Raw genomic sequence first — 15,738 nt, forward strand, 5'->3', positions numbered from 1 at the left:
CCAGGTAAGTTCAAAGGGCATTGCTGCTCGCTTCTTCAAGGCTCGGCATGTGCACGAGCCCCTCAGGAAGCAGCGAGTTGTTCCAGGGCGGCCTCCAAGGCCAGTCGGTAGCCGCTGGCGCCAAGGCCGCAGATCACACCCACCGCGATATCGGAAAAGTAGGAGTGATGGCGGAAAGGTTCACGCTTGTGCACGTTGGACAGGTGCACTTCGATGAATGGGATGCTCACGGCCAGCAACGCGTCACGTAATGCGACGCTGGTATGCGTGAATGCCGCGGGATTGATCAGGATGAAATCGACGCCTTCGCTGCGCGCGGCATGGATGCGCTCGATCAGTTCGTACTCGGCGTTGGATTGCAGATGCAGCAGATGATGTCCGCGATCTCGGGCACGCTGCTCCAGATCCTGATTGATCTGCGCCAGCGTCACTGCGCCGTAGACGCCCGGCTCGCGGGTGCCGAGCATGTTCAGATTCGGCCCGTGGAGGACCAGAAACGTGGCCATCGGTATTCCTTGTTTTTCTGTATGCGCTGATCAGTCGAGGTGGCTGGTCGCGAGAAGGGAAAAACTATGCCCCAAGCAGGGTATGACTGTCCAGTCATGTCGCGATCGAAGGAAATGCCCGCATTATGTCTGAAGATTGCCGCAATGATTCATTGGGCTGAGGATTGTCGGCTTGTCATGGATCGATCCCGCGAAAATGCGTACGTGAGCTAGAGCAGAGGTGCCGCGCGATCCAGACGCTCGCTGAAACCGGGAGCGTCTATCTCGCCGACTACGCGCACTTCGGACATCTCATTGCCACGCCGATCGAAGAACAGGATGGCCGGGGGGCCGAACAGTTTGTAGCGGTCCAGCAGGCTGCGTTGGCCGGCGTTGCTTTCGGTGATGTCGAAGCGGATCAGACGATAGTCGGTCAGCCGCGGTGCCACCTGCGGGTTGGCGAACACCTCGCGTTCGATCACCTTGCAGCTGATGCACCAGTCGGCGTACCAGTCGAGCATCAGCGGCTGGCCGGCGGCGCGGGCGGCAGCCAGTTGGGTATCGAGCTCGGCCGGCGTGGAAATGGTGTGCCAGCCTTCACTGGTCATGCTGCCCGGCGCTGATCCGGCCACGGAGGTTGGCAACGGCCGAAGTGGATCGGAGCCGCCCTGTAGCGCCCCGACCCACGCGGCCAGCGCGTAGACCAGCAATATCAGTCCCATCAGCTGCGCGAGCTTCTGCCTGGGCGTCTTGCTGGTGAATTCTAGGGTGCCGAGAAATACGGCGCTGCCGGCCGCGAGCAGGCCCCACGCCGCCAGAGCAAGCGGACCGGGCAGTACGCGCTCGAGCATCCAGACGGCGACGGCAAGCAGCAGTACGCCGAATACGTTGCGCACACTGATCATCCATGGGCCGCTCTTGGGCAGTAGCGCGCCACCTCCGGTGGCGAACAGCACCAGCGGTGCGCCCATACCCAGGCCCAGGGCGAACAGCTTCAGGCCACCGCCTAGCGCATCGCCGCTGGCACTGATGTACAGCAGTGCGCCGGCCAGCGGAGCGGAAACACAAGGCGATACCAGCAGACTGGACACGGCACCGAGCAGCGCCGCTCCGGTAAACGAGCCGCCGCGTGCGCTGCCGGCAAGACGGTCGAGTCGACTGCTGAGTGCCTGTGGTAGGCGCAGCTCGAACAGCCCGAACATGGCCAGGGCGAAGGCGACGAAGAATAATGCGAAGGGTACAAGAATCCAGGGTGATTGCAGGCGCGCCTGCAGATTCAGCTCGGCGCCGAATACGCCCATCAGCGCGCCGAGCAGAGCGAAGCCGCCAGCCATCGGCAGCACGTAGGCCAGCGACAGCAGGAAGCTGCGCATTCCGCCGGGCTGGTCGCGCAGCACGACGCCGGTAAGAATCGGCAGCATTGGCAGGACGCAGGGGGTGAAGGTCAGGCCCAGACCGGCGAGGAAGAATAGCGCGATGGAGCGCCAGGAGAGGTCGCGTTCGCTGGCCCGCTGGCTGGCTGACGCTTCGGTGGTCGCTCCGCTGGGGGCGCCGGCAACGTCGCCGATGGGGAGCGATTCGGTTTCCGGGGGGTAGCACAGGCCTTTATCGGCACAGCCCTGGTAGGAGACCTGCAGAACGAAGGGGCGGTTGTCCGGGTTCGTCAGCGGTAGCTCGACATCGACAATGCCGTAATAGGCTTCGATCTCACCGAAATAGTCATCGACCTTGGGCACGCCGGCGGGCAGCTTCGGCTCACCGATCACGACACCTGACTGGTCGGTCTTGAAGGCGAAACGATGACGGTAGAGGTAGTAGCCCTCCGCTGCGACGAAACGCAGGGTGATCTGTTCAGGCGTAGCTTCAACGAGACTCAGTCGAAAGGCTTCGCGTACCGGCAGGAAATCGCTGCTGTTGTTCAGCGCACCGCCAAAACTGGCGCTGGGCTTGTTGTCGAACAGGCCGGCGTGGGCAGGAAGCACGAATAGCAGGAGCAGCAGACTCAGCAGGCGAAGCATGGCGATCTCACGGTAAAGCTGTGGCGGCATGATAACCAAGCCCGACGCCCGGCGCCCGTGCTCAACTGTCGCTCTGCCGATCAGTTTGCAACCAGATGCTGTCCTTGTCCTCGACTGCATCCAGCTGGCGCAGCGTCTGGCCGTCGCAGGGGCCGGCCACGCACTCACCGGATTCGATGAGAAACAGCGCGCCGTGAGTGGCGCATTGCAGCAGGCTGCCACTGTCGTCGAGGAACTGGTCGGGACGCCACTCCAGCGGAACGCCGCGGTGTGGGCAACGGTTCTCGTACAGGTATGTCCGGCCATCCCGGCGAACGGCGATCACTTTCAGCTCCCCGACCGTGAAGCCGCGGCTCTGCCCTTCGAGAAGCTCGGATGTCGCGCACAATCTGATCATCGGGTCCTCCGCCATAAGCCGGAATTATCCCGCAGCTGGCGAGGAAGTGCAGTCGGATAATTTTTGCCGGGCTGGCGGCTGCGGCGGCGGGCTCTTATCCTTCGCCGCACATACCGCTTGGCAAAGCAATCCGATGGGTAGTCCGGTTCCTGCGCGCTTTCTGTTCTTCGTACTCGGCTTGTTGTTGCTGGTCGCGATCTGGTTGTCGCTGGCACTGGGACCGGTGAGCCTGGCGCTGGGCGACAGTCTGGCTGCGGCGCTGCGCTTGGTAGGCGTGCCGATCGAAGCGTCCGGGCTCGAGCAGGCCGAGCTGATTCTTGCGCAGATCCGCCTGCCGCGGACCTTGCTGGGCTGCGCCGCCGGGGCAGTACTGGCGCTTTGCGGGGTGGCGATGCAGGGGCTGTTCCGCAACCCGCTGGCCGATCCAGGGCTGGTCGGGGTTTCCAGCGGTGCTGCGTTGGGCGCGGCGATCGCCATAGTCGGTAGCACATTTATTCCGGCGTTGCCTGCGGGGTTGGAGCCCTACCTGCTGTCGGTCTTCGCCTTCGTCGGCGGGCTGGGCGTGACCTTGCTGGTTTACCGACTCGGCCGGCGCGACGGGCAGACCCACGTCGCCACGATGCTGCTGGCCGGCATTGCGCTGACCGCGCTGGCCGGTGCGGTGGTTGGGTTGTTCAGCTATCTGGCCGACGACAGAACGTTGCGCTCGCTGACCTTCTGGAATCTCGGCAGTCTGAACGGCGCCAGTTATGCACGGCTATGGCCGCTGCTGCTGATCACCATCGCCGTCGCACTGTGGCTGCCGCGGCGGGCGAAAGCCCTGAATGCGTTGTTGCTCGGCGAATCGGAAGCGCGTCATCTCGGTTTCGATGTGGAGCGGATCAAGCGTGAACTGGTGGTCTGCACGGCGCTGGGTGTCGGCGCAGCGGTGGCTGCTACCGGTCTGATCGGCTTTATCGGATTGGTGGTTCCGCACCTGATGCGCCTGTTGGTCGGCCCCGATCACCGCTTGCTGCTACCAGCTTCGGCACTTGCTGGCGGCAGCTTGCTGCTGCTTGCCGATGTCGCCGCGCGGCTGGTGATAGCGCCGGCGGAGCTGCCGATCGGCATTGTCACTGCGTTGCTCGGCGCACCTTTCTTCCTTTATCTGCTGTTGCGGGAGCGCCTCTGATGCTGGTGGGCCGCGATCTGACCGTGCGCCGTGGCGCGATAACGGCGCTGCAGGATGTTTCCCTCGAGCTGCGCCCGGGGCAGGTTTTCGGTGTGCTCGGCCCGAACGGTGCGGGCAAGAGCACGCTGCTGGCGACGTTATCCGGCGAGCTCAGGCCTTCCAGGGGGCAGGTCTTGCTCCAAGGGCGGCCGCTCGGCGACTGGGCGGATGTGGAACGCGCGCGTTGCCTAGCCGTGTTGCCGCAGAGTTCGACGCTTAGCTTCGCTTTCCGCGTGGCGGATGTGGTGGCCATGGGGCGCCTGCCTCATCGCACCGGGCGCGGAGCCGATGCCGCCTTCGTTGCAGCAGCGATGGCTGCGGCGGACGCGCGGCACCTTGCGACGCGCAGCTACCTCGAACTGTCTGGAGGTGAGCGTCAGCGTGTGCATCTCGCTCGGGTGCTGGCGCAGCTGTGGCCGGGCGAGACAGGGCAGGTGCTGATGCTCGACGAGCCTACGTCAATGCTCGATCCTGCGCACCAGCACAGCATTTTAAAGGCGGTCAGGGCCTTCGCCGCGCAAGGCGCCGCCGCTCTGGTGATCCTGCACGATCTGAATCTGGCTGCGCGCTATTGTGATCGGCTACTGCTGCTAAAGGATGGTCGGCCAATCGTGGCAGGGCCACCCGATGAAGTGCTGCAAGCCGAGCCGCTGCGAGCGGTATTCGGTCTGGATGTGTTGGTGCAGCGGCATCCGGAACTCGGTCACCCGCTGATCATTGCCCGTTGAGGAGGTTCATCGTGCGCATTCTTGTGTTGCTTGTGCTGGGTTTGCTGACGGCATGCCATTCGCTACCGCCGCTACCTGAGTGGCAAAGTCCCGAAGGGCGTGAGCATCCGAAGCTCGGTCTGATCGTCGATCTGCGCAGTGACGCGGTACTCACGCCCGCGCAGCTGGTAGCGGAGCTGCAGGCGCAGGATCGACTGCTGGTCGGCGAGCGGCACGACAACCCGGATCACCATGCGCTGCAGCTCTGGTTGCTGCGGGCGTTGGCCGAAGAACGTCCGCAGGGCAGCTTGTTGCTGGAGATGCTTGACCCCCAACAGCAGGCGCTAGTCGATGCGGTGCGCCGCGAGGTGCGTGAGGGGCGAGCGCCAGCCGATCTTCCTGAGGCGCTGGGCTGGCAGAGGGGCTGGGATTGGGCTCAGTACGGAGCCCTGGTTTCACATGCGCTCGCGCAGCCTTACCCATTGCTGCATGCCAATCTCGGGCGCGACGAAATCATGTCGATCTATCGTGCCGCACCGTCATTGCAGGGGCGCAAATCTGCGACCGCGGCGGTAAGCGAGGCATTGCTGGCGCAGATCGAGGTCTCTCACTGCGGGATGCTGCCGGCCTCCCAGCTCCCGGCGATGCTGGCCGTGCAGCAGCAGCGTGATCGACGCATGGCCGAGCGAACGCTCGCCGCAGCCGAGCCAGCCATGCTGCTGGCCGGCGCGTTCCATGTCCGTCGAGATCTGGGCGTGCCGTTGCATATCGAGGATCTGTCAGGGAAGTCAGTCGCGGTGTTGATGCTTGCTGAAGTGGGCGAGACGGTATCCGCTGCGCAGGCCGACTATGTCTGGTACACCCCCTCGCAACCGGAGCAGGATCATTGTGAACAGCTGCGTCGACCGGGCAAGCAACCTGGCTGACATTTTCTACAGGCAAAAAAAGACCCGGCAGAGCCGGGTCAAAACCGTGATTAGCCTGATGAGGAGATAACCTGAAGGATCGACTGCCTGAGCCTTCAGCTATCGGCTGACCTCGCGATCAGTTGCGATAATAATAACAATTCTCATTTCTGCGTCAACAGGCTTTCGTAAAAAAATATTCTCTGGGCTGGTCTGCCTCAAACGGCAACGTTTACCCGCAGATGAGTGACTTCCTTGTTCAGCAGGTCAATGCGCCGCGCCATGCTTTCAATGAGGCTGTGAGCGATGCGGGGGTTGCTCTGTGTCAGTCCGAGGAACTGTTCCTTGGGAATGACCATGACCGTGCAGGCCTCACTGGCGACCACCGTTGCGCTGCGTCGCTCGCGGGTGAAGACCGCCATGGCGCCGAAGATCTCGTCCTTCTGTACGTCGCCAACCTTCTGGCCGTCGACGATCGCCTCGGCGTGGCCTTCGATGATGATGAACACGTTGTCTGCCTCGTCGCCTTGGCGGATCAGCTCTTCACCGACGGCGAAATGCTTGAAGCCGGTAGCCGGGCGGATCTCCGGTTGCTTCAGGCGCGCAAGGGCGTCGCCGAGCAGGGCGGTATGACCAATCAGATACTGGGTGAACAGTTCCTGGCGATGCTCATCGGAGTGGATGTGCTGGAACACCGCGTTGCGCGAGTAGGGAATCAGGCTGACGGGTTCGTCGCTGCAATAGCGGCACTCTGGCAGGTCGCCCGACTGGCGCAATCCAACCAGGTCGCCCTCCTGCAGATAGAACAGCGCCTTGCCGTCGATCAGCGCATGCAGTAGCCCGGTCTCGATGATGAAAAGTTGCTGTGCCGGCAGCTCGGCGCACAGATCGTCGGTGTGCTTGAGTTCAAGGTTGGGGCCTGAGGGCTGCAAGCCTTCGAGCAATTGGGTGGGGATGGTTTGCAGGCGGTTGATCAGGCGATCGGCGTAGGCCGGTTGCTCCCCGAGTAAATACATGTCGGTAATCCTTGAACGAACGGGCAGACGATTGGCAGGGTCACGTCAGCGCACAATAGGCTCGGGCGAGGGCCTGAGTAAATCTCGCCGAGCAGAGGTTGTGAGCTAGCTCTAGTTGTCGCGATCGGCGCCCAGATTCCGATTCAGCTCTTCCTTCAGCGGGATCGGCAGCTGCTGCCACGGGACATCTCTCAACGCCCCCTCAATGGCATACAGCAGAACCTTCGAGGCCCCGAAGCCGCGTGCCTTCACAGCGCGATAGGAGCTCACCGCGCCCAATCGTCGGAGGTCCGCAGCGGTGTGGATTCCCGATGCATGCAGCCATTGCACCGAGGTCTTGCCGAGATTGCGGAGCGAAAGCAGTTCGTCGTGCATGGCGGCGCCCTTGCGGTGCTAGCGGTTGGGGAAGCCTGTCAGAAAGTGTAGCGGCCAGCGGATAAGCCTCCGCTGACCTGCCTGGCCCCATGCAGACGTCAATTGGGGCTCGATTGATGTGATGGGGTCGCGACCATGCCGCTGCTGCCATTGCTTCACGGCAGACCAGGTACGCAGATAGCCCATCAGTTCGCGGAGATCCCAGTGCGCTTCGAGGGCGAAGGGTGGCGGTTCGATACGTGGAAAGGGAGGCTGGATATCGCGGTAACCGGCATCGACGCTGCTGCGACCAGGTGGCCAGCAACCGGCGAGTGTTTCGTAGTAGAGCCTATGGATGATCGCGTCCACTGCGGCCGATATATCCAGCAGGCTGTAGCACCAGGCGCAGAACAGGCCGTTCGGCTTCAGTGCGCGCCGCGCCTGATTGAAGAATGCCGGCGTGGCGAACCAGTGCAGGGCTTGTGCGACTACCAGCAGATCGAGCTGTCCGCTGCGCAATGGCAGATGCTCCGCATCGGCGACGAAACGCTGCACGTTTAACCAGGTGTCGCCAGCCGCGAGCTGTTCGGCGCTCGCGTCGCAGGCCAGGACCCGATGGAAGTGTCGTGTCAGCGGGATGCTCGCTTGCCCGTTGCCGGCCGCAAGGTCGAGCGCGGTGTCGGTGGCCGCGCATTGGCTGGCGAGCCAGTTGAACAGCGCCTCGGGGTAGGTCGGGCGGAAGCGTGCGTAGTCGGCGGACCGGCTGGAGAACAGCTGGATGCTGTCACTGGTCGGCTTTGGCTCGGGTGATTCGCTGGCAGACATAGCGGTGTTCCACGATTGGAATACCGGGAGTATAGAAGCACCGCCGCACTCTGCTGGCGGCGGTGCCTGGCGGTCAGAGGCCGGGCAGGTGCTGACGGATACTGGCGACCAGCTCGTCGAGGCTGCCGGCGTCCTGGGTGTCGACCCGACGGCTATGCAGTCGCTCGCTCTCGTTCAGCGCCTCGCGGCTGGCCTGCTGGGCATGCACTACCTCCATGGTCGCGTCGGATGGATCAAGCCCCTCGGCCTGGCGTTGCGCCAGCCACTGCGCGATCACCGCATCCGGCGCCTGGCAATCGAGTATCAGGAAGGGCACGCCAGTGGTCTCGGCCGCCTGCCAGGCATCCTGGCGCTGCTGCTGCTTCAGGTATGCCGCGTCGATCACCACGGAAAAGCCAGCCTGCAGCGCAGTCGTTGCCAGCTGATGCAGCCGCTTGTAGGTCTCATCGCTGGCCTGCTGGCTGTAGATGCCGGCATCGAGGTGGCCCTGCTGGGCTTCGGGCTGCTCGCCATGCAGGCGCTTGCGTTCGATATCCGAGCGCAGGCGTATCGCGCCAAGTGCCTCGACCAGGCGTAGCGCAACGTGGCTCTTGCCTACGGCGGACACGCCGTGGGTGATGGCGAGGAAGCGCGAGGGAATGGCGCTGTAGCTTTCGGCCAGATTCGCGTAGCTGCGGTACTGCCGTACGATAACCTTGCGTTGCACCGCGTCCTGCTCCTGATACAGACGGAACAGGCTGACCTTGGCGCGGACCAGTGCGCGATAGGCCTTGTACAGATTCAGCAGCGCCAGCGCTGCGTAGTCGCCGGTGTGTTCCAGCCAGCCATTGATGAACCTGCGCGCCTGGCACTTCAGGCCACGATCCTCGAGGTCCATGGCCAGGAAGGCTGCGTCGGATGCGGTATCGATCAGGCGAAACGGCTCGTTGAACTCGATGCAGTCGAACAGCACCACCTTGCCATCGATCAATGTGGCATTGCCCAGGTGAAGATCGCCGTGACATTCGCGGACGAAACCTTCCTGGCAGCGCTGGTCGAGCAGCGGACGCAGGCGCTCGATACTAGTTTCGGTCCATTCCTCGAGCGCATCCAGCTGGCGGAGATCCTCGGCTTCGCTGAGCAACGGGCGAATCTGTTCGAAGTTCTGCCGCATCGGCGCAACGATCGCATCGGCACTGCTCAGTGCATGACCGGCAGGCACCTGCGGGGTGCCCTGGTGGAAGCGGGCGATCTGCTCGGCCAGGGCGTCAATGTGCGCGTCCGTCAACTCGCCGCGCGCCTGCAGTTCGGCCAGTAGCTGGGTTTGTGGGAACTCGCGCATCTTCAGCGCATATTCGAAGGGCTCGCCTGTACCATCGATCTCGGGTGCATCCGGCGATCCGCTGATGGGAACGACTGCGAGATACAGATCCGGCGCCATGCGCTGGTTGAGCCGTAGCTCTTCTTCGCAGAAATGCTTGCGTGAGGCGAGGTCGGTGAAGTTGAGAAAGCCGAAGTCCACTGGCTTCTTGATCTTGTAGGCATAGGTGCCGGTGAGGATGACCCAGGAAATGTGGGTCTCGATTACCCGAAAGCCCTCGCTGGGATGCGGGTACAGGGCTGGATTCTGCAGGGCGGCGATCAGTGCTTGGCTCACGGTCATTCCTTGTTGAAGTTCTTGAACGGGGCGTGCGAGTCCACTGCGAAGCAGTCCACACAGTCGAAAAGTCGCAGGCATTATGGCCGCTGTGCGTTGCGCTGCAAACCGCTGAGAGGCCGTCGGTCCGCGCCTGCAAAGTGCGTATAATGCGCCGCCATGACTAAATCTCGCTCCCCCCGTACACGCTCCAGACGCCGCTCCGCTGGCGCTCGCCCCTGGTTGGGCTGGGCGGTCAAACTGTCCATTGTCGGCCTGGTGATCCTGGCCGGTTTCGCCATTTATCTCGATGCCGTGGTGCAGGAGAAATTCTCCGGCAAACGCTGGACGATTCCGGCCAAGGTCTATGCACGACCGCTGGAGTTGTTCGTCGGGCAGAAGCTCGATAAGACCGATTTTCTTGCCGAGCTGGATGCGTTGGGCTATCGCCGCGAAAAGGCTGTCAGCGGTCCGGGTGGCGCGTCGGTGGCTGGTAATGACATCGAACTGCACACCCGCGGCTTCCAGTTCTACGAAGGTGCCGAACAGTCGCAGCGGCTGCGAGTGCGCTTCTCTGGTGATTTCGTCGCCGGCCTCAGCGCTGGCAATGGCGGCTCGCTGCCGGTAGCGCGGCTGGAGCCGGTGTTGATCGGTGGGCTGTACCCCGCGCACAACGAGGATCGCATCCTGATCAAGCTCGATCAGGTGCCGCCGTATCTGGTGGAAACGCTGGTCGCCGTGGAGGATCGGGAGTTCTTCAATCACTTCGGTGTATCGCCCAAGTCCATTGCCCGCGCCGTCTGGGTCAACCTGACTGCAGGCCAGGTTCGCCAAGGGGGCAGTACGCTGACCCAGCAGCTGGTGAAGAACTTCTACCTGACCAACGAGCGCAGCCTCAGCCGTAAGGCCACCGAGGCGATGATGGCGGTGCTGCTGGAGCTGCACTACGACAAGGAAGACATTCTCGAAGCCTACCTGAACGAAGTGTTTCTCGGTCAGGACGGTCGCCGTGCCATTCACGGCTTCGGTCTGGCGAGCCAGTACTTCTTCGGCCAGCCGCTGGCCGAGTTGAAGTTGCCGCAGGTGGCATTGCTGGTCGGCATGGTGAAAGGGCCTACCTACTACAACCCTCGACGCAATCCCGAGCGGGCGTTGGAGCGGCGCAACCTGGTTCTCGACCTGCTCGCCGAGCAGCAGGCGGTCAGCGCCGAGGACATAGCAAAAGCCAAGCAGGCACCGCTGGGCGTGACCCAGCGTGGCAGCATGGCCGACAGCTCCTATCCGGCCTTCCTCGACCTGGTCAAGCGTCAGCTGCGTGAGGACTATCGGGACGAGGACCTCACCGAAGAAGGTCTGCGTGTCTTCACCAGTTTCGATCCGGTGATCCAGCTCAAGGCCGAGCAGGCCATGAGCGAAACCCTCAAGCGTCTCGGCAAGAGCACCGAAGGCGTCGAAGGCGCAATGATCGTGACCAATCCTGAGACCGGTGAAATTCAGGCCCTGCTCGGTAGTCGCCAGCCGGGTTTCGCGGGGTTCAATCGCGCGCTCGATGCGTCACGGCCGATCGGCTCGCTGATCAAGCCGGCCATCTACCTGGCTGCCCTGGAAAAGCCCAGCCAGTACACGCTGACCAGTCTGCTCGAAGACGAGCCCTTCTCGGTCAAGGGCGCCGACGGGCAGATCTGGAAGCCGCAGAACTATGGGCGTCAGGCTTATGGCACGGTTTACCTGTATCAGGCACTCGCCAATTCCTACAACCTGTCCACGGCGCGGCTCGGGCTCGACCTGGGTGTGCCGAATGTACTGAAGACGCTTGAGCGGCTGGGTGCATCGCCACAGTGGCCAGCGTATCCGTCGATGCTGCTCGGAGCGGGCGGTTTGCGGCCGATCGAAGTTGCCGATATGTATCAGACCCTGGCCAACGGTGGCTTCAACACTCCGTTGCGTGGCATTCGCAGCGTGCTGACCGCGGACGGTGAGCCACTCAAGCGGTATCCGTTCCAGATTCAGCAGCGCTTCGATCCGGGTGCCATCTACCTGACTCAGTACGCCATGCAGCGTGCCATGCGCGAAGGAACGGGTCGTTCTGCCTACAACCGTTTGCCGCAGTCGCTGAATCTCGCTGGCAAGACCGGGACCACAAACGACTCGCGTGACAGCTGGTTCGCAGGCTTCAGCCAGGATCTGCTGGCAGTGGTCTGGTTGGGTCGTGATGACAATGGCAAAACTTCGCTGACTGGGGCGACCGGCGCGCTGCAGGTGTGGAGCGATTTCATGCGGCGGGCCGATCCGCTGCCTCTGCAGATGCCAGTGCCGGACAACGTGACATATGCCTGGGTGGACGCGCGAAGCGGCCTGGGTACGGATGAGCGTTGCCCCGATGCGGTGCAGATGCCCTATATTCGCGGCAGCGAACCGGCCCCCGGACCTGGCTGCGGCATTCAGGCGCCGGCGGAGTCGGTCATGGATTGGGTGCGTGGCTGGTTGGAGTAACTGCCGCAGAGGTCGCGTGCTTCGTGGTTCTACGTTGAGAGGTCTGAATTGGTGAACAAGCAGTGGATGGCCGTTGTTGCAGCGGTGACGCTGGTACAGGGGTGCGCGACAGTGGATCGTGGGTCGATCCCCGTGGTGGACTCTGGCGCTCCCGTTTCCGAGGAGGTGGCGGCTCGCCAGGGATACCGCGCGTCAGCCGCGGTCGCGACGCCAAGGCAGCAGCAGGAGGATTCTGGGGTGGTGGTGATGGTGCCGCAAGGCAGCTCTGCACCGCTTGAGACGTTCGCCGCGCCAGATGCACCCTTTGCCGGGTCGAGTGGAACGACAGGCGGAGATCAGCCTGCGTGGCAGCCGGCACCGTCAATCTCGGCGCCGGCCAGCACGCAGCAGCAACCGAGCATGCCCACCGGTATCCCGTCCTCCGGCAGCAGCAGCGGCCTGGCCGCCGACGAGCAGCTGGATGGCCCTGTGCTCGCGCTGTTGACTACGGCTCAACAGCAGCAGGGCGGTGGTGACCTGAATGGTGCGGCTTCCAGTCTCGAACGTGCGCAGCGTATTGCGCCGCGCGAGCCGCAGGTCCTTTATCGTCTGGCCCAGGTCCGGTTGGCGCAGGGGGATGCCACTCAGGCGGAGCAGCTGTCGCGCCGCGCATTGAGCTATGCCAGCGGGCGCCCGGCGCTGCAGGCCAGCCTCTGGGAGTTGATTGCGCAGGCACGCGAGCGGCGGGGCGACAGTGCCGGTGCCGCGCAGGCTCGTGAACGGGCCAAGGTCAATCTGTGATGGATCCGCGCCTACCGGCAGTCGCGCAGCAGCTGCTTTTGATCGAGCGCGAGCTGCGCACGCTTGACATGTGGAGCGTCGAGCCGCCGGCGCCGGAGGCTCTGGCCAGCGTCGAGCCGTTTTGCGTGGATACGCTGCGCTTCGAACAATGGCTGCAGTGGATATTCCTGCCGCGGATGAAGGCGATTGTCGAGGCGGATCATCCTCTGCCGCAGGCGTCGGGCATCTGTGCGATGGCAGAGCTGGTCTATCGGGAGGCGCGGGTAGTCAGTTTGCTCGAGGCACTGCGTGCTTTCGATGCGTTGATCGAGGCGCCTTCGCGCTGAGCGGCTTGGCGCGCCGCCAGCGCAATACCTAAAGATGCGGTATCAGTTGCAGTTTTCGGCGATCTTGTCGCGTGTTTCTGCGATCCTTGCCTGCCGCTCCTCTTCGGTGATTCGCCGGGTTTCACCCTTCTCTTCGACACGTACCCGCGGATTGTTTTGCAGTTGCGCGAGGTTGGTGCGCATCGTCTCGCAATAGCGCTTGCGTTCGGCCTCTTGCTCGGCGACCTGGCGCTTCACCTTGCGATCGACGCTCTGCTGGTCGACCTCGGTTTCGTCCTCGACGACGGGGGCTGGCATCGTGGTCGATTTTGCCGGCGCGGTGACGGTGTTGACGGTTTCCACCTGCTGCCCTTGCGGCGGTTGCGCGCCGAAGTGCGTGACCCCCTGGGCGTCTACCCACTTGTATACCTGGGCGGCCATGACGTTGCCGCAAAGCGCCAGTACCAAGCCGCCCGCAAGAAACATGAATCGCATGTCGTTACCTTCATTGGAATCGGAAACCGGCAGTCACTATACCCAAAAGCCGGAGCGCCGCTTCTGCACCCTGTCACAGCTCAACGCTGCCCAAACACAACGGCGAGCTTGACTTGCTGGTGCTGAATCCGAACAATTCGAGGCTTGCTGTCCTGAGTCGCCTCGCCGCAAGCGATACCGGCTCAGTCTAGACAGACATGAGGTGCTACCCGCGCCGACCTGCATCACCCGCAACGCGTTACCTCGCGCTGGGTGGAGAGCCCGCGACACCAGGGTCTCTTCCAATACTGGCTCAGTCAGTGGCTGACGTAGTCGGCGACCACCGTCGCTCATGCCCTGCTGGCAGTAAACCTATTTCTGGCGGCTCCGACTTGGAATCGCTATCTGGCGTTTCAGAGGTGAACAACGTGGAACTCTTATCCGGCGCTGAAATGGTCGTCCGCTCCCTGCGTGACGAAGGCGTTAAGTACATCTACGGGTACCCGGGCGGTGCCGTTCTGCATATCTATGATGCGCTTTTCAAGGAAAAGGCCATCGAACACATCCTGGTTCGTCACGAGCAGGCCGCCACGCACATGGCCGATGGCTATGCGCGCGCGACCGGCAAGGCCGGCGTGGTGCTGGTGACCTCCGGACCAGGGGCGACCAACGCCATCACCGGTATCGCCACCGCCTTCATGGACTCGATCCCGATGGTGGTCATCTCCGGTCAGGTGCCCAGCACCATGGTCGGCACCGATGCCTTCCAGGAAACCGACATGATCGGTATCTCCCGGCCCATCGTGAAGCACAGCTTCATGATCAAGCATCCTTCGGAAATCCCCGAAGTGATGAAAAAGGCGTTCTATCTCGCCGAATCCGGGCGTCCAGGGCCGGTTGTCATCGACATTCCGAAGGACATGACCAACCCGGCCGAGAAGTTCGAGTACGTCTATCCGAAGAAGGCCAAGCTGCGTTCGTACAGTCCGGCCGTGCGTGGACATTCGGGCCAGATTCGCAAAGCGGCGGAACTGCTGCTGGGAGCCAAGCGGCCCATCATCTACGCCGGTGGCGGCGTGATCCTGGGCAAGGCCTCGGCGCAATTGACCGAGCTGGCGAAGATGCTCAACCTGCCGGTGACCAACACCCTGATGGGCCTGGGTTGCTATCCGGGCGGTGACCGCCAGTTCGTCGGCATGCTCGGCATGCACGGCAGCTACACCGCCAACCTGGCCATGCACCATTCCGACGTGATCCTGGCGGTCGGTGCGCGCTTCGATGACCGCGTCATCAATGGTGCGGCGAAATTCTGCCCGAACGCCAAGATCATCCATATCGACATCGATCCGGCGTCGATCTCCAAGACCATCAAGGCCGACATTCCGATCGTCGGTCCGGTCGACAGTGTGCTGACCGAGATGGTCGCCATCGTCAAGGAAATCGGTCAGACGCCGAATGCCGAGACGGTCGCCAGCTGGTGGAAACAGATCGACGAGTGGCGCGGCAACCGCGGGCTGTTCCCCTACGACAAGGGCGATGGTTCGATCATCAAGCCTCAGGCCGCCATCGAGGTGCTTTGCGAAGTGACCAAGGGCGACGCCTATGTAGCCTCGGACGTCGGTCAACACCAGATGTTCGCCTGCCAGTACTACAAGTTCGACAAGCCCAACCGTTGGCTCAACTCGGGCGGCCTCGGCACCATGGGCTTTGGTCTGCCTGCAGCCATGGGCGTGAAGCTGAACTTCCCCGAAGCCGATGTCGCGGTGGTGACGGGTGAGGGCAGCATCCAGATGAACATCCAGGAGCTGTCCACCTGCCTGCAGTACGACCTGCCGGTGAAGATCATCAACCTCAACAACGGTGCGCTGGGAATGGTTCGCCAGTGGCAGGACATGGTGTACAACAGCCGCTATTCGCACTCCTACATGGAGTCGCTGCCAGACTTCGTCAAGCTGGCCGAGGCTTATGGTCACGTGGGAATGCGCATCACCGACCTCAAGGACCTCAAGCCGATGATGGAAGAGGCGTTCGCCATGAAGGATCGCCTGGTCTTCCTGGATATCGCGGTCGATACCGCTGAGCATGTCTATCCGATGCAGATCAAAGACGGTGCGATGCGCGACATGTGGCTGAGCAAGACGGAGCGGACCTGAT

General features: G+C 62.8%; 15 protein-coding genes. 7 read left to right on the forward strand and 8 right to left on the reverse strand.

Translation table 11 applies throughout. From position 1 onward, the window contains the following. Positions 1-62 precede the first annotated feature (62 nt). The 3 genes from aroQ to LLJ08_RS04225 form a co-directional block, all read right to left on the reverse strand. Complete coding sequence (aroQ, locus tag LLJ08_RS04215) at positions 63-506, reverse strand: type II 3-dehydroquinate dehydratase (RefSeq protein WP_014819270.1); 444 nt, start codon at positions 504-506, stop codon at positions 63-65. A 209-nt stretch (positions 507-715) separates the two neighbouring features. Next, positions 716-2,533, reverse strand: coding sequence for a protein-disulfide reductase DsbD (locus LLJ08_RS04220; RefSeq protein WP_228208282.1), 1,818 nt, complete (start codon positions 2,531-2,533; stop codon positions 716-718). A gap of 31 nt (positions 2,534-2,564) precedes the next feature. Next, on the reverse strand, positions 2,565-2,900 hold the full coding sequence (locus LLJ08_RS04225; RefSeq protein WP_014819272.1) for a Rieske (2Fe-2S) protein: 336 nt from the start codon (positions 2,898-2,900) through the stop codon (positions 2,565-2,567). 133 nt (positions 2,901-3,033) lie between these two features. Between LLJ08_RS04225 and LLJ08_RS04230 the strand changes: the two genes are divergently transcribed. The 3 genes from LLJ08_RS04230 to LLJ08_RS04240 are packed head-to-tail and all read left to right on the forward strand — an operon-like array spanning position 3,034 to position 5,743. Beyond that, positions 3,034-4,071: a FecCD family ABC transporter permease gene (locus LLJ08_RS04230; RefSeq protein ID WP_256445905.1), complete on the forward strand. Its 1,038-nt coding sequence runs from the start codon at positions 3,034-3,036 to the stop codon at positions 4,069-4,071. Further along, on the forward strand, positions 4,071-4,838 hold the full coding sequence (locus LLJ08_RS04235; protein WP_045666873.1) for a heme ABC transporter ATP-binding protein: 768 nt from the start codon (positions 4,071-4,073) through the stop codon (positions 4,836-4,838). The genes LLJ08_RS04230 and LLJ08_RS04235 overlap by 1 nt, the downstream gene beginning before the upstream one ends. A gap of 11 nt (positions 4,839-4,849) precedes the next feature. Next, the gene (locus LLJ08_RS04240) at positions 4,850-5,743 is read left to right on the forward strand and encodes a ChaN family lipoprotein (protein ID WP_228208283.1); all 894 of its coding nucleotides are present in this window, start codon (positions 4,850-4,852) and stop codon (positions 5,741-5,743) included. Between the two features lie 197 nt (positions 5,744-5,940). On the opposite strand, the gene LLJ08_RS04245 is transcribed toward LLJ08_RS04240, so the two are convergent. From LLJ08_RS04245 to LLJ08_RS04260, 4 genes are all read right to left on the reverse strand, one after another. Then, positions 5,941-6,738, reverse strand: coding sequence for a Crp/Fnr family transcriptional regulator (locus LLJ08_RS04245; RefSeq protein WP_090523158.1), 798 nt, complete (start codon positions 6,736-6,738; stop codon positions 5,941-5,943). Between the two features lie 111 nt (positions 6,739-6,849). Continuing rightward, a complete protein-coding gene (locus tag LLJ08_RS04250; protein WP_014819277.1) occupies positions 6,850-7,113 on the reverse strand; it encodes a TfoX/Sxy family protein in 264 nt (87 codons plus the stop codon). 18 nt (positions 7,114-7,131) lie between these two features. Continuing rightward, on the reverse strand, positions 7,132-7,917 hold the full coding sequence (locus LLJ08_RS04255; protein WP_228208284.1) for a class I SAM-dependent methyltransferase: 786 nt from the start codon (positions 7,915-7,917) through the stop codon (positions 7,132-7,134). Positions 7,918-7,990: 73 nt separating this feature from the next. Further along, positions 7,991-9,553 (reverse strand): bifunctional aminoglycoside phosphotransferase/ATP-binding protein, encoded by a 1,563-nt coding sequence (locus LLJ08_RS04260; protein ID WP_090523166.1) that lies wholly within the window; start codon positions 9,551-9,553, stop codon positions 7,991-7,993. 159 nt (positions 9,554-9,712) lie between these two features. Here LLJ08_RS04260 and mrcB point away from each other — a divergent pair, with 159 nt between their 5' ends. From mrcB to LLJ08_RS04275, 3 genes are all read left to right on the forward strand, one after another. Continuing rightward, positions 9,713-12,025 carry a penicillin-binding protein 1B gene (gene mrcB, locus LLJ08_RS04265; protein WP_228208285.1) on the forward strand — a complete coding sequence of 771 codons (2,313 nt, stop codon included), beginning with the start codon at positions 9,713-9,715 and terminating at the stop codon, positions 12,023-12,025. 66 nt (positions 12,026-12,091) lie between these two features. Then, positions 12,092-12,805 carry a tetratricopeptide repeat protein gene (locus LLJ08_RS04270; protein ID WP_272877201.1) on the forward strand — a complete coding sequence of 238 codons (714 nt, stop codon included), beginning with the start codon at positions 12,092-12,094 and terminating at the stop codon, positions 12,803-12,805. Then, positions 12,805-13,131 carry a YqcC family protein gene (locus LLJ08_RS04275; protein WP_041016158.1) on the forward strand — a complete coding sequence of 109 codons (327 nt, stop codon included), beginning with the start codon at positions 12,805-12,807 and terminating at the stop codon, positions 13,129-13,131. The genes LLJ08_RS04270 and LLJ08_RS04275 overlap by 1 nt, the downstream gene beginning before the upstream one ends. A 42-nt stretch (positions 13,132-13,173) precedes the next feature. Here LLJ08_RS04275 and LLJ08_RS04280 read toward each other — a convergent pair whose 3' ends face one another. After that, positions 13,174-13,605, reverse strand: a complete 432-nt coding sequence (locus LLJ08_RS04280) for a DUF4124 domain-containing protein (RefSeq protein WP_041016159.1) — start codon at positions 13,603-13,605, stop codon at positions 13,174-13,176. Between the two features lie 407 nt (positions 13,606-14,012). On the opposite strand from LLJ08_RS04280, the gene LLJ08_RS04285 reads away from it, so the two are divergent. After that, positions 14,013-15,737 carry an acetolactate synthase 3 large subunit gene (locus LLJ08_RS04285; protein ID WP_031298394.1) on the forward strand — a complete coding sequence of 575 codons (1,725 nt, stop codon included), beginning with the start codon at positions 14,013-14,015 and terminating at the stop codon, positions 15,735-15,737. Position 15,738 lies beyond the last annotated feature (1 nt).

Source organism: Stutzerimonas chloritidismutans, from assembly GCF_020783375.1.
GTDB lineage: Bacteria > Pseudomonadota > Gammaproteobacteria > Pseudomonadales > Pseudomonadaceae > Stutzerimonas > Stutzerimonas kunmingensis.